Here is a 14,015-nt window from a genome sequence, read left to right as displayed (position 1 = left end):
CACAGGTCAGCGGCAGCGGTAGCTGGACGCGACGGCCGGGTCGCCGTAGCCCTTGTACCGCGACACTCGCGGGTACGCGCACAGGTCGCGGGTCTGCTTCCCGTCCGCGGTGGCGGCCGCCAAGGTGGCCGGGGCCTTGCCGTGCTCGACCCAGTCGACCAGCGCGCCGAGCTGGTTCGTGGGCGCCGCGCCCGTCCCGCCGCCGCAGTGTTCGACGCCGGGGGCCAGGAACAGCCGGTAGAAGTCGTTCACCCGGTGGGAGCCGCCCATCGCCCGTTCGACCTCGGCGCGGTAGCGCAGCGTGCCGCCGGGCGGGATGAGCTGGTCGTCCGAGCCGACGAAGGTCAGCAGCTTGCCGCCGGTCCGGTGGAAGGCCGACAGGTCCGGGCCGGCGGTGCCGATGACGTCGTCGTACTCCCGCACCGACTGGCGGAACACCTGGGCGAACTGGGCGTAGGTGAGCTTCGAGGTGTCGAAACCGGCCTGCTTGGCGACGAACGACTGCACCCACTTGACCGCCACCGGGAACCCGGGCGCGGACGGGGTGTCGTCGGTGCCGGCGAGCCAGGTGAAGTCGGCGCCCTTCGGGAGGCCGTCCCACAGCTTCCGGCCGCGTTCGTCGGTCGGCCCGGCCCAGATCTTGCGCACGACGTCGGCGTCCTTGGCCGTGACGGTGAATTCCTTGCCGTCGCAGACGACCTTCGTGCCGATCAGGCCGCGCGGGTCGTAGCTGCATTCGTCCGGCCGGTCGACGATGCCGTTCTTGACCCCGTCGTTCGCGTCGCACGCCTTGACCGCGGCCTGCCGGAACGCGCTGAAGACGCAGGAACTCGGGAAGTCGTGCTCCTGGTTCATCACGATCTGCGGCCAGAGCGTCGCGACCGCGAACTGCGTCCAGTGGACCGCAGGCGCGTTCGCCAGGATGCCGTCGAAATCGCCGGGGTAGTTCTGTGCCTCGGAGTAGCCCTGACGGCCGCCAGTTGAGCAGCCGTTCCAGTACGAATAGGTCACCGGCCGGTGGTAGAACCGCTGCGTGACGTCCTTGCCGAGCAGCGCGGCCTCGTGCACCGAGCGAGTCGCGAAGTTCGTCAGCAGCGGCTGGTTGACCTTGCCCGGCGCGGTCAGCGCCCACGAGGTGTCGAGCCCGGTCAGGACGCCGGCGTCGGTGGTCACGCCCGCGTAGCCGTCCTTGGCGGCCTGGGCGAGCGGTGCGCCGAAGTCGCCGGCGGCGTACGCGCTTCCGCCGACCGCCTGGAGCCGTCCGGTCCACCCGGTCCGCGGCAGTGCCACGGCGACCTTGACGTGGTCATTGGCCCCGGGGTGCGTGAGCGTGACGGTGATTTCGCAGTAGCCGGGCTTCGGGTCGGCCTGCACCGATTCGATCTTCGCGCCGCTGGGCGCGGTGACCGGGACAGTGGCGCAGGCAGTGGTCTCAGCCGCGGCGGCGCTGGGCGCGAGCTGGGTGACGGTGGTCACCAGCAGCGCCGCGAGCGGCAACGCCGAGAGAAGGGTTCGGGTGCGTCTCATCGCTTTCCTTTGTGGAGGGTCGCTTTCAGCTGAAACTAAGGCGGTCACGGCGCCCTTCGCGCCCGTCGGACGACGCCGTTGCCGTACGTCGGCTCCCGGTATCGTCAGGGATCATGACGCTGCGCGGACGGGACGCCGAGCTCAAGGAGCTGACTGAGCTGGTCGACGGCCCGGAAGGACGGGTCGGCGTCCTCATCCGGGGCGAGGCGGGCATCGGGAAGTCCGCGCTGGTCGCCGCCGCCGCGGCAGCCGCTTCGGTGGCGGGGACGCGGGTGCTGCGCACGACCGGAGCCGAGGCCGAGCAGGACTTCCCCTACGCCGGGCTGCACCGATTGCTGCACCCTGTTCGCGCCGAGGTGGCCGGGTTGCCCGCGCCGCAACGGACGGCTTTGGAGACCGCGCTCGGGCTCGCCGACGGGCCGGAACCCAGCGCGTATCTGGTCGGGCTCGCCGCGTTGACGCTGCTGGCCGATGCCGCCGCCGCGAAGCCGGTGCTGGTCGTCGCCGAGGACGTCCATTGGCTCGACCGCGCCAGCGCGGACGTCCTGGCCTTCGTCGCCCGGCGGATCGAGACCGAGCCGATCGCGCTGATCGCCACGCTCCGGGACGATTCCGGTCCGCTGCTCGACGCCGGTCTCTCGCCGATGCCGCTCGACCGCCTTCCCGACGACGCCGCCGCGGAACTGCTGGACTCGGTCGCGCCTCGGCTGGACCCGATGGTCCGGACGCGGCTGCTCGCCGAGTCCGCGGGGCACCCGCTCGCGCTGACCGAACTTCCCGCGGCAGTGGCTGACCTCGACGTGCTCGACCCGGTCCTGCCGCTGACCGAGCGGCTTGAGCGGACGTTCGCCTCCCGGGTCGCGACGCTGCCGGAAGCCACCCGGGCAGCCCTGCTGGTCGCGGCGCTCAACGAGACCGGCTCGATCGCGGAAACCCTGGCCGCGACGGGGATTTTGCTCGGCGCGCCGGTCGAGCCCGAGGTGCTGAGCCCCGCCGTTGACGCCCGGCTGGTCGAGTTCGCGGTCGGCTGTGTGACCTTCCGGCACCCGTTGATGCGTTCGGCCATCCCCGCCGCCGCGACGCTCGGCGACCGGCGGCGGGCGCAGCTCGCGTTGGCCGAGACGGTGCGCGAACAGCCTGATCGGCGTGCGTGGCATCAAGCCCGGGCGGCCGCCGGACCTGACGAGACCGTGGCTGCCGCCTTGGAATCAGCGGCCGATCGAGCGAGGCGGCGAGGCGGGGCCGCCGCGGCGATCGCCGCGCTGGAGCAGGCGGCGCGGCTCAGCGAAGACCCGGACGCCCGGGCGGACCGGTTGCTGCGAGCCGCCGAGCTGGCGGTCGAATCGGGTCGCCGCGAGACCGCTGAACGCTTGGTGCGCGACGAGTCGCTTTCCCCGCGCCGCAAGGCGACTGCGAACCAGTTGCTCAGCAGTTTCGAGGACGGCGTCCGGGAGGATCCCGCGCGGATCGGGGAGCTGGCGGCCCTCGCCGGATCCGTCGCCGCCGACGGGCAGGACGACGCTGCGATGCGGGTCCTGTGGGGTGCCGCGATGCGGTGTTTCTGGGCCGAGCCCGGCGCGACGGCCCGTCGGACGCTGCTGGACGTCGCTTCGGGCTTGCCCATCCCCGACGACGACCCGCGCCTGCTCGCGGTCGCCGCGTACGTCGCGCCGTTTGAGCGCGGCACTGCAGTGCTGGAGCAGCTTCGGGTGCTCGCTGGCGCGGCCGGAGCTGATCCGGAAACCGACCGGTACCTGGGCAGCGCTTCCCTGCAGGTCGGCGCATTCGACCTGGCTGCCCGCTTTTCGACGGCCGCGGTGCCGGGGCTGCGGGCGCAAGGACGGCTCGGGTTGTTGCCCCGAGCGCTGGCGGTCCAGGCATGGAGCCGGGTCCGGCTCGGCGACCTGGCTGGTGCGGCTCCGTCTGCTGCCGAGGCCGTCCGGCTCGCGCGGGAGACGGGCCAGCCGTTCATGGGCGGGCTCGCGCGGGCGGTCCAGGCCGAGATCGCGGCCCTGCGGGGCGACCACAAGCAGGCGAACGCGCTCGCGGACGAGGCCGAACGCGCCGGGCTCGCCGCGGGTGCCCGGCCGGTGCTGGCCACGGTCCAGCTCGCGCGCGGGCTCGTGGGGTTGAGCGAGGGCCGGTACGAGGACGCGTTCGCCGACCTGCGCCGCCTGCTCGATCCCGCCGATCCGGCTTACCAGCTGGCCTTGCGCGCGTACTGCGTCGCGGAGCTGACCGAGGCCGCCGTCCGGGCCGGGCAGACCGAGGCGATGCGGGAAATCCTGGCAGAGCTGGAGCCGTTGGCCGATGCGAGCTCGGCCCCGGCGTTGCACATCGGGCTTAGGTACGCGCGGGCCGTGCTCGCGTCGAAGGACACCGCCGAAGACCTGTTCACGGTGGCTTTGCAGGCGGACTTGAGCGGGTGGCCGGCCGAGCGCGGGCGGGTCCACCTGGCGTTCGGCGAGTGGTTGCGGCGGCAGCGCCGGGTCGTCGAATCGCGAGCGCACCTGCGTACCGCGCGGGAGACGTTCGACGCGCTCGGTCTGACGGCGTGGGCCGAGCGGGCGCGGCGGGAGCTGCGCAGCGCGGGGGAGTCGAGCCCGAACCGCAGCCCGGACGCGCGGGACAAGCTGACGCCGCACGAGCTGAGCATCGCGCAGCTGGCCGCCGAGGGGCTGACGAACCGGGAGATCGGGCAGCGGCTCTATCTTTCGCACCGGACCGTCGGGACTCACCTGCACCGGATCTTCCCGAAGCTCGGCGTCAGTTCCCGTGCCGAGCTGGCCGACGCGGTGCGGGCGCTGGGCGACTGACTTACGCCGGTTGCGTCATCTGACGGGCGCGGGCGGCGGCTGGGCTCTTTAGCGTCGAGGCCGTCCCACGGTCTCGCGCACAGGAGTTCAGATGATCAGCAGGAGACGATTCACCCAGGCGTTCGCGGCCGGTCTGGCGGCGACCTCTCTCGCTGCCTGCTCCTCGCCTGCCGCCTCGCAGCCCGCCGCCGCTCCCGACTTGCGAGCAGGCTCGGGCGAACACACTTCGCTGGGCACGATCAAGCACGCCGACGCCGGTGTCGTTTCGATGGCATACGCGGAATTCGGCCCGGCTAACGGCAAACCGGTGCTGCTGTTGCACGGTTGGCCGTATGACCCGTACAGCTACGCCGACGTCGCGCCTCTGCTTGCCGCGCAAGGGTTCCGGGTGATCGTCCCCTTCCTGCGCGGCTTCGGCCCGACGGTGTTCAAGTCTGCCAGCACCGTCCGAAATGGACAGCAGACCGCTATCGCGCAAGACGTCGTCGCGCTGATGGACACGTTGAAGATCGACAAAGCGATTCTCGGCGGCTATGACTGGGGTTCCCGGACAGCTGCGGTGATCGCGGCGTTGTGGCCCGAGCGATGCCAGGCGGTGGTCCCGGCGAGCGGGTACATCGTCGCCAACCTCAAGGCCAACCTCCAGCCGCTGCCCCCGGCCGCTGAACTGGGCTGGTGGTACCAGTATTACTTCGCGACCGAGCGCGGGCGCGCCGGTTACGCGGCGAACCGGAACGATTTCAACAAGCTGATCTGGAAGACGGCCTCGCCTGCTTGGCAGTTCGACGACGCGACGTACAACCGCAGCGCGGCGGCGTTCGACAATCCGGACCACGTCGCGATCGTCATCCACAACTACCGCTGGCGGCTCAGCCTCGCCCCGGGCGAACCGCAATACGAGGCGTACGAACAGAAACTCGCCGCGGGCGCGACCATTGGCGTCCCGGCGATCACGCTGGCCAGCGACTTCGACGGCGCGGCCAAGGACGGCAAGGCCTACCGCGCCAAGTTCACCGGGAAGTACGAGCACCGGATTCTCGACGGCGTCGGGCACAACGTGCCGCAGGAGGCACCGCGACCGTTCGCGCAGGCGATCCTGGACGCGGCGAAGCTCTGAGGTTTCCCGGGCGATTCATCGAAGTTTGATCGAAAGCGGATACGGTGCGCACGCCTCTCGCCGGAAGTCGCTGGGGCCGTTCAGGAATCGGCGAACCCGGCGACCATCGATGCGAGGAGTGCGATGAGACGCAAAGCTTTCGGAGCTGTCGCGGTGGCCGTGGCCGTGGCCTTGACCGGTCTGGCCGGCCCGGCTTCGGCGGAGACTCCGGCGGAGATCCTCCAAGCGGGCGCCCAGGCCGGGATCAGCGCGGGGTATCCCGGGGTGATCGGACTGGTCCGCAACGGCGAAACCGCCCAGTACATCCACGCTGGGTACGGAAACCTCACCACCAAGACCCCGGCGGACCCGAAAGCACAGTTCCGGATCGGCAGCGACACCAAGGCGTTCACCGCGGCCGTCCTGCTGCAGCTGGAAGCCGAGGGCAAGCTGTCCCTCGACGACCCGCTCGCCCGCTGGCTGCCCGGCGCGGTGAACGCCAACGGGAACGACGGAACCAAGATCACCGTCCGGCAGGTGCTGCACCAGACCTCCGGCCTGCCGGACTACGCGGGCGACCTCCGGTTCCTCAGCTCCTACGTCGCGAACACCAACCCTCGTCAGCCGTGGCCGTCGCAGACGCTGGTGGACATCGCGACGTCGCATGCGTCGCTGGGCGCGGGGTTCCACTACTCGAACACCAACTACGTGGTCGCCGGGATGGTGATCAAGGCGGTGACCGGGAACGAACCGGCCGCGGAGATCCAGCGGCGCGTCATCGAGCCGCTCGGCCTGAGCAACACTTCCTTCCCGACCGCCGATCCCGGTTTGGCCGGTAACTATCTGAACGGCTACTACATCGTGCTCGGCGCGTTCTACAACGACGTCACGGTCTCCAATGTGCAGGCTTTCGGGACCGCGGGAGCCATTGTGTCCACAGAGGACGATCTGGCGACCTTCGAACGCGCGCTGTTGAGCGGAAAACTCCTGCCGCCGCAGCAGCAAACCGAACTGAAGACCACGGTGCCGATCGACAACGCGGGCAACCAGTACGGGCTGGGAATCGGCCTGTCGCCGACGGCTTGCGGGATGGTCTGGAATCACAGCGGCGGGGTGCTGGGATATTACAACCTGTGGCTGACCAGCGACGACGGCGGCAAACAGGTGCTGGTCGCGGCCAACGAGAACCATCTGGCGGGAGCTGCGACCCCGGGACAGACCGCGCTCGGCAACGCGGCGCTCAAGGCTTATTGCGCGTCCTGACGCGGCGGTGATGCGACGGTGACGCGCTAGGCCGATCCTGAGGGCTGAAGCCGCAGCGAGACGAGCGGAAGCGAGGCGCGGTATGCGGGCCCACGACCACCGTCCGACGAGGCAACCGCCTGGTCCGGCATCTCAGGTCGCGCCAGATGACGCGCGGGAGACGCCGACTGCCATCTCAACGGACTTCAGTCAGATCCCAGCGCGCTCGTCGGGGACTCCGCTCCCGTCCGAGGCGCGCCGTCGGCTGGAAGACCGGTGGGGCGAGGACCTCAGCGGCGTCCGGGTGCACACCGGTTCCGAGGCGGCCCGCTCCGCGCGGGACCTGGACGCGGTCGCGTACACCTCCGGCGAGGACATCGTGGTCGCCGGCGATCCCGACGAGCACCTCCTGACGCACGAGGCGGCCCATGTGGTGCAGCAGCGGCACGCGAGCCGCCTCGTGCCAGGGGTCAGTGCCCCCGGGGACCCGGCCGAGCGGGCGGCCGCCGCGGGGTCGTCGGCGGTTCCCGGCGGCCCGGTCGCGGCGATCCAGCGGCAGGCCGACAGCACCAGCGAGAAACCGGTCGTGACCCGCGACAAGGTCGAGGAGGTGCTGACCGGCTACCTGACCGAGGTGCAGCGAGGACAGGGCGGCCAGGCGCTGCGCACCACTGACGAGGTGAAGTTCGCGATCCTGGCGCTGTTCGTCGGTGATCCGATGAAGATGGCGTGGGCTGAGGCGTGGTTGGCCGGAGCGGTGCCCGGCACGCCGCACAGCCTCGCGCACGCGGTCGCCAAACAGCTGCCCGCCACCATTCCGGCGAAGCGGCTGGACTCCTTGCGTGCCGGTCCGGCGCGGGCGGAACCGGACAAAAGGCCGAAGAACGTGGGGGAGGCGGCCGGTGCCGTGGTCGTCGACTCGACCCTAGCGCCGATCCTCCGCAGCATGAAGCTGTCCGACGGCTTGCGGAAGCTCATCGTGGACGGCGCCAAATCGGCCGTTGCCTCGGGATTGATTCAGCTAGTCGACACGGCGATGGACCAGGCGCGCGTTACCCCTGCGGAACGGGGCTCCATTCACAGCGTGGTGGAGGGCTTGATCAGACAACAGCCCGGCAAGGCCATGGAACGTCAGCAGGCAGGTGCGGGCAGCCCCTATGCACAGGTCGTGCCGCCGTCGATCGCGCCGCCGGTTCCGTCCGCGCCCGGCGAGAAGATCATCAAGGGCCCGTCGATCCCGTTCGACCTCTCTCCGCGGAAGGATCCGCCCAAGCCGAACCTCCCGCCGGCTTCGCCGAGCAAGGCCGTCTTGGACGCGGCCCGGCAGTTCGACCCGCTGTCGCTGACGCCGCCGGAAGCGCGCGGCACCGAGCGGGAAGGGGACTACTCCCTGGCGGGCGAGTTCGCCACCACCGTCGCGGCACGTCTCGACGGCGCGCAGAAGAACAATCAATCCAGTGTGCGCCTGGATCTCCAGAGCAGTTACGGAGCGGTGCGGGACCGCACCACGATTTTCCAGGCGATGAAGACGATCTTCTTCGCAATGCGCGACGCTCTGCCGCACCGCGCGAGCCGGGTCGTCCAGATTTATCTGTTCGTGGACGGGCGCCAGGTTTACACCTTCGAGCTGCACTAGCCGGACCGTGCCGCGTTCCGTTCAGCGGCACCTGTCCCGCGTGGATTCCCAGCACCAGGCGCTGTCCCCGAACTTTCTCGAAGTGACCTCGTGACAACGACCGGTCACGGATGGTTCACTTCATTAGGAAGTTTTCCTAATGAAGGCTGGAGGTCGCCCGGTCATGTCATCCTCCCGTAGGCGTTTCGCTGTGGTCGGCGCCGCTCTGGCGCTCGCCGTCCCGCTCGCCGTCAACTCCGCTCACGCGTCCACCACGGACACCGCTGCCAAGTCGTACACGGCGGCGGAGGTGCTGGCCGGGGTCAAGAAGAACAGCACGGACGCGAACAAGGTCAACTCCAAACCGCACATCAACACCATGACGCGGGCCAAGAACGTCAACGTCTACCAGGTGGCGAAGGGCGTCTACGCCTACGGTTCCGGCCTGGCCGTCGACACCGACGGCAGCGACCCCGACCCCGATCCCGACCACCAGGGCACGACGACTTTCAAGGACAGCAACGGAAAGTCGCTCGGCGCGCACAAGGTTCCGTTCTACGTCCTCGGCGACGACTGTTACGACAAGAAGAGCCCCTGCCCGCACTTCTTCTACAAGGAACACGGCATCAAGGGCAGGCAGTTCGCGCTGATGTTCTACAAGAGCAAGGTGATCGGCGCGATCTTCGGCGACACGCAGACCGCGAACGACCAGGACACTTCGGACAACGATTCCCGCGAATTGGGCGAAGCTTCGGTGAAGGCGGCCTCGCTGCTCGGCATCAACAGCAGCGGCACGGACGGCGGCGTCGACAACGGCGTGACCGTGGTGATGTTCTCCGGCTCGGACTGGGTCGTGAACGGCACCAACGCCAACCTGAACGCCGCGGCTCAGGGCATGGTCAACAAGGCGCTGGACACTCTCGGCGCGAGCATGGGTATCTAGTCTTCCATCACCTGATGCGGTCACTGCCGAAGCTGGCAGTGACCGCATCAGCTTGTCTGCCATTCGATGTGTGCCGCCAGTTTGTCGAGGTATTGCACCGTTTCCCGTTCCGGCAGCGGTGGCGGGGTGAACGTCTCCCGATCCAATCCGGCCTCGGCATAGGCGGCGACGTCAGAGTCCAAAGTGGCCCCGCAGAGGGTGGTGCGGACGTCGGCGCGACCTTGATCGGCCAGCCAAGAAGGCGCGCGCCGCAGCTCGTCGACCGGGGTTTTCGCGCGGGGCAGCCATTCGTCGCCGTAACGGGCGAGCCGGTCGAGCGCGGCTGAGCCGAAGTCGAGGTGCTCGCCGTGGAATTCGGCCTCGTCGGCGGTCCAGATCGCTTTGAGCGCGGCGAGTTCGCTTTGCGCGTCGAGATAGTCGGCTGTCGAGCGCTGGGAGCCTCGTTCGATGAGTGCCCGCAGGCCGAGATCGAGCGAGCCCGTGCCGCTGTAACGACGGACGATGTAGGCGGCGCCGACGGACCACGGCACGTCGAATGTGCTTGCCGGTCAGGGAAATCACGGTCGACCTCTTCGACGCGCAAGCCCGGCTCGGCCAACGCGGCGACGTCGGCTACCGGGCGAGCAAGTGGTCCGGCGTGCGCGAGGGTCCCCAAGACGCTGGGCGGGTGCATCGGGATGCGTCCGTCTCTCGGCTCGATGCCCATGCCGCTGCAGAACGCGGCCGGGATGCGGACGGCGCTCTGCTTCAAGCTGTGCAATAGCCTCAACTGGTATCGCCGCGGCACAGAATTAGAAGCCTGCCCGCAATTGAGGTGCGCACCCGGGTTTGCGTTCCCGTCGCAGGAGCGGCACGGTGAAGAATTCTCGCGAACCGCGATTCTGGCACCAAGGCCAGCGTTGCGGATCAGCCGCGACGGATGTCCGAAACCTGTCGTAATGGTCAGATTTGTCCTTGTGCTGTGGCGTCAGCGCGTCACTATAGGCACCGGGCGCCCGGCTTGCCCGGCGTCCCCGGCGAAGCCATCCGATTGTGTCGCGGAACAATATTCTTTGGCGCTCCCGACAATCGTCCGTTAATTGCGCTGGTAGCGCTTTCAGTGAAGATCATCTTGCCTTGACGATGCTTTCCGCCTCCAGTACACCAGACCCCGAACCCGTCCTGAAAAGAACCCGGAAGGAAACCGTCGTGGCGAAAGCGGTAGGCATCGACTTGGGGACGACCAACTCGGTCATCGCGGTGCTGGAGGGCGGTCAGCCCGAGGTGATCGCCAACGCGGACGGGGCTCGCACGACCCCGTCGGTGGTCGCGTACACCGATTCGGGCGAGCGGCTGGTCGGGCAGCTCGCCCGGCGGCAGGCGATCATGAACCCGAAGGGCACGATCTCGTCGGCGAAGCGGTTCATCGGCCGCCGCTACGACGAGGTGGCCAGCGAGATCGACGCGGTCTCCTACGACGTCGTGCCGGGGCCGGACGACGCGGTGCGGTTCGACGTCCACGGCAAGAAGTACGCACCGGAGGAGGTTTCGGCGCTCGTGTTGCGCAAGCTGGTGGACGACGCGTCGAAGTTCCTGGGCGAGAAGGTGACCGAGGCGGTCATCACGGTTCCGGCGTATTTCAACGACGCGCAGCGGCAGGCCACCAAGGACGCGGGGCGCATCGCGGGGCTCGAGGTGCTGCGGATCATCAACGAGCCGACCGCGGCGGCGCTGGCTTACGGGCTGGACAAGAAGCAGCACGAGACGGTGCTGGTGTTCGACCTCGGCGGCGGGACGTTCGACGTGAGCGTGCTGGACATCGGCGACGGCGTGGTCGAGGTGCGCTCGACCGCCGGCGACACGCATCTGGGCGGGGACGATTTCGACCGGCGGGTGGTCGATCATCTCGCGGATCAGTTCGAGCGGGAGAACGGCATCGACCTGCGCGCGGATCCGCAAGCGCTGCAACGGTTGTTCGAAGCCGCGTCGAAGGCGAAGGAAGAGCTGTCCTCGGTCACGCAGACCACGATCAATCTGCCGTTCATCACCGCGGACGGCTCGGGCCCGAAGCACCTCAACACCACGCTGATGCGTTCCACTTTCGACCAGATCACCTCCGACCTGGTAGAGCGCTGCAAGGTGCCGGTGGAGCGGGCACTGGCGGACGCGAAGCTGACCGCGAACGACATCGACGAGGTCATCCTGGTCGGCGGTTCGACGCGCATCCCGGCGGTGCAGTCGCTGGTGCGGCGGATGACCGGCGGCAAGGACCCGAACATGACGGTCAACCCGGACGAGGTCGTCGCTCTCGGCGCGGCGGTCCAGGCGGCGATCATCAAGGGCGAGGCGAAGGACGTCCTGCTGCTGGACGTCACCCCGCTGTCGCTGGGCATCGAGACGATGGGCGGGGTGATGACGAAGGTCATCGACCGCAACACCACGATTCCGGCCCGGCGCAAGGAAACCTTCTCCACTGCCGAGGACAACCAGTCCGCGGTGGACATCGTCGTCCTGCAGGGCGAGCGCGAGAAGGCGGCGGACAACCGCGTGCTGGGCCGGTTCCGGCTGGAGAACATCCCGCCCGCGCCGCGCGGGGTGCCGCAGATCGAGGTCACCTATGACATCGACGCGAACGGCATTCTGAACGTGTCGGCCAAGGACACCAATTCCGGCCGGGAGCAGACGATCACGATTTCGGAGAGTTCCAATTTGGACTCCGCGGACGTCGATCGGATGGTCGCTGACGCGGAGGCGCACCGGGCCGAGGACGCGAAGCTGCGCGAGGTCGTCGATGCCCGCAACACGCTGGACAGCGCGGTGTATCAGGTGGAGAAAAGCATCGCGGAACTCGGGGACGCGGTGCCGGTTAACGAAAAGGCGCGCGCGGAGAACCTTGCCGTGGATGCCCGGGACCTCCTCGAACAGGACGAGCCGAGCCTGGAGAGGTTGCGCTCGATGACGTCGGAACTGCAGCAGCTGTTCCACGGGCTCGCGGCGACCGCGGCCGAGGCGCCTTCCGCGGGGAAGCCCTCCGGCGACGGCGACGACGGTGACGACGTGGTCGACGCCGAATTCACCACCTCCTGATCGCCATGGAGGACAAGCAGCAAGAGGCCGCCGCGGAACCGGAAGGCACCCCCGACGTGTCCTGGCTCCAGTCCAGGGTCGCCGAACTGGAGAACAACTGGCGCACGGCGATGGCCGATCTCGACAACCTCCGCAAGCGCACTGTGCGCGACACCGTGCAGGTGCGCCAGCAGGAACGCAAGCGGGCGGCGCAGGAACTGCTGACCGTGCTGGACAACCTGGACCTGGCGCTCGGGCATGCCGAAGCGGATCCGAAAGCCTTCGTCTCCGGCGTCGAGGCGGTGCGGGCGCAGGCCGACACGGCGATGGCCAACCTCGGTTTCCCCCGGCACGCGGACCAGACGGGGACACCGTTCGATCCGCACCTGCACGAGGCGGTCAGCGCGGTGCAGACCGGCGACGTCGAGCCGGGCACGGTGGCCCAAGTCGTGCGCCCCGGTTACGGCGACGCGGAGAACCAGTTGCGGCCCGCGGCGGTCGTTGTCGCGAAGGCGGATTGATGAGCGATAGCGAGGACTTTTACCAGCTGCTCGGCGTTTCCCGGACAGCGGGCCAGGACGAGATCCAGAAGGCGTACCGAAAGCTTGCCCGCAAGTACCACCCGGACGTGAACAAGGATCCGGGGGCGGAGGAGAAGTTCAAAGCCGTCTCCGAGGCTTACGACGTGCTCTCCGAACCGGAGAAACGCAAGCGCTACGACGCCTTCGGGAAGGACTTCCGGCAGGTTCCTCCGGACATGGACCCGGAGACCTACGCGCGCGCCAAAGCGGGCCCCGGTTTCCAGAGCACCGAAGGAATCAACTTCGAGGACCTCTTCGGCGGCATGTTCGGCGGCGGCTTCCAGGGCCGTCCGCGCGGCCCGATCCCCGGTGCCGATCAGGAAGCCGGCGTAGAGATCAGCCTGGACGAGGCATTCCGCGGCGGACGGCGTTCCTTCACCCTCGACGGCCCGGAGGGTTCGCGCACGGTCGACGTCAACATCCCGGCCGGAGTGATCGACGGCAAGCGCATCCGGCTGGCCGGACAGGGCGGCTACGGCAGTGGCGAAGGCGCACCGCGCGGCGACCTGTACCTGGTGGTGCATCTGCTGCACGACAAGCGCTACCAAATAGAAGGACGGGACGTGACCGTCGATCTTCCTTTGCTGCCAACGGAAGCAGCACTGGGCGCGACCGTCGCGATGGACCTCCCCGGCGGTGGCGAAGCGAAGCTGAAGATCGCGGCGGGGACGTCCAGCGGGCGGAAGCTGCGATTGCGCGGACGCGGTATCCCGAATTCCCGGGGAAATCCCGGCGATCTGTACGCCGCGGTCAAGATCGTCGTCCCCAAGGAATTGACCGACGAGCAGCGCAAGCTCTACGAGGAATTGGCCGCGGCCACCGACGAAAACCCGAGGAGGCCGGGATGACCTACGCGCTCGTGCGCCGCCGCCCCGGCGCGGCGCATCTGGATCTGCCGACGTTCGCGCACGCGACCGGGCTGCATCCGGAGCTGGTCCGCCGGTTCACCGTGCTCGGCCTGCTGGAACCGGTCGAGGACGCGCGCGGCGAATGGTGGTACCCGGTCGCGCAGGTGTCCGCGGCGGCCCGGATCCAGCGGTTGCGCGCCGGGTTCTCGCTGAACTACGCCGCGGTCGGCCTCGTCGCCGACCTGCTCGACCGCATCGCAGACCTCGAAGCGGACCTCCGGTCCCGACGCAGCGGAGACTGA

Annotated in this window: 11 protein-coding genes; 9 read left to right on the top strand and 2 right to left on the bottom strand. The window is 68.9% G+C overall.

What is annotated here, in order from left to right; translation table 11 throughout:
• Positions 1–6: 6 nt before the first annotated feature.
• On the bottom strand, positions 7–1,527 hold the full coding sequence (locus ACZ7SW_RS09925) for a tannase/feruloyl esterase family alpha/beta hydrolase (RefSeq protein ID WP_470230024.1): 1,521 nt from the start codon (positions 1,525–1,527) through the stop codon (positions 7–9).
• Between the two features lie 113 nt (positions 1,528–1,640).
• Between ACZ7SW_RS09925 and ACZ7SW_RS09920 the strand changes: the two genes are divergently transcribed.
• The 5 genes from ACZ7SW_RS09920 to ACZ7SW_RS09900 all read left to right on the top strand — a co-directional run bounded on the left by ACZ7SW_RS09920 (position 1,641) and on the right by ACZ7SW_RS09900 (position 9,239).
• Positions 1,641–4,343 carry an AAA family ATPase gene (locus ACZ7SW_RS09920; protein WP_470230023.1) on the top strand — a complete coding sequence of 901 codons (2,703 nt, stop codon included), beginning with the start codon at positions 1,641–1,643 and terminating at the stop codon, positions 4,341–4,343.
• Between the two features lie 91 nt (positions 4,344–4,434).
• The gene (locus ACZ7SW_RS09915) at positions 4,435–5,460 is read left to right on the top strand and encodes an alpha/beta fold hydrolase (RefSeq protein ID WP_470230022.1); all 1,026 of its coding nucleotides are present in this window, start codon (positions 4,435–4,437) and stop codon (positions 5,458–5,460) included.
• 123 nt (positions 5,461–5,583) lie between these two features.
• A complete protein-coding gene (locus tag ACZ7SW_RS09910) occupies positions 5,584–6,702 on the top strand; it encodes a serine hydrolase domain-containing protein (RefSeq protein WP_470230021.1) in 1,119 nt (372 codons plus the stop codon).
• Positions 6,703–6,784: 82 nt separating this feature from the next.
• Positions 6,785–8,317 (top strand): eCIS core domain-containing protein, encoded by a 1,533-nt coding sequence (locus ACZ7SW_RS09905; protein ID WP_470230020.1) that lies wholly within the window; start codon positions 6,785–6,787, stop codon positions 8,315–8,317.
• Positions 8,318–8,507: 190 nt separating this feature from the next.
• Positions 8,508–9,239, top strand: coding sequence for a glycoside hydrolase family 75 protein (locus ACZ7SW_RS09900; RefSeq protein ID WP_470230019.1), 732 nt, complete (start codon positions 8,508–8,510; stop codon positions 9,237–9,239).
• 47 nt (positions 9,240–9,286) lie between these two features.
• Here ACZ7SW_RS09900 and ACZ7SW_RS09895 read toward each other — a convergent pair whose 3' ends face one another.
• Positions 9,287–9,769 (bottom strand): LLM class oxidoreductase, encoded by a 483-nt coding sequence (locus ACZ7SW_RS09895; RefSeq protein ID WP_470230018.1) that lies wholly within the window; start codon positions 9,767–9,769, stop codon positions 9,287–9,289.
• 658 nt (positions 9,770–10,427) lie between these two features.
• Between ACZ7SW_RS09895 and dnaK the strand changes: the two genes are divergently transcribed.
• Genes dnaK through ACZ7SW_RS09875 form a run of 4 tightly spaced genes read left to right on the top strand, consistent with a single transcriptional unit; the run spans position 10,428 to position 14,015 of the window.
• Positions 10,428–12,305 carry a molecular chaperone DnaK gene (gene dnaK / locus ACZ7SW_RS09890; protein ID WP_470230017.1) on the top strand — a complete coding sequence of 626 codons (1,878 nt, stop codon included), beginning with the start codon at positions 10,428–10,430 and terminating at the stop codon, positions 12,303–12,305.
• Positions 12,306–12,310: 5 nt separating this feature from the next.
• On the top strand, positions 12,311–12,805 hold the full coding sequence (locus tag ACZ7SW_RS09885; protein WP_470230016.1) for a nucleotide exchange factor GrpE: 495 nt from the start codon (positions 12,311–12,313) through the stop codon (positions 12,803–12,805).
• Positions 12,805–13,713, top strand: a complete 909-nt coding sequence (locus ACZ7SW_RS09880) for a DnaJ C-terminal domain-containing protein (protein ID WP_470230015.1) — start codon at positions 12,805–12,807, stop codon at positions 13,711–13,713. Before ACZ7SW_RS09885 ends, ACZ7SW_RS09880 begins: the two co-directional genes overlap by 1 nt.
• The gene (locus ACZ7SW_RS09875; protein WP_470230014.1) at positions 13,710–14,015 is read left to right on the top strand and encodes a chaperone modulator CbpM; all 306 of its coding nucleotides are present in this window, start codon (positions 13,710–13,712) and stop codon (positions 14,013–14,015) included. Before ACZ7SW_RS09880 ends, ACZ7SW_RS09875 begins: the two co-directional genes overlap by 4 nt.

Source organism: Amycolatopsis sp. NPDC114484, assembly GCF_055633755.1.
This window is presented reverse-complemented; position numbering and strand designations above follow the sequence as displayed.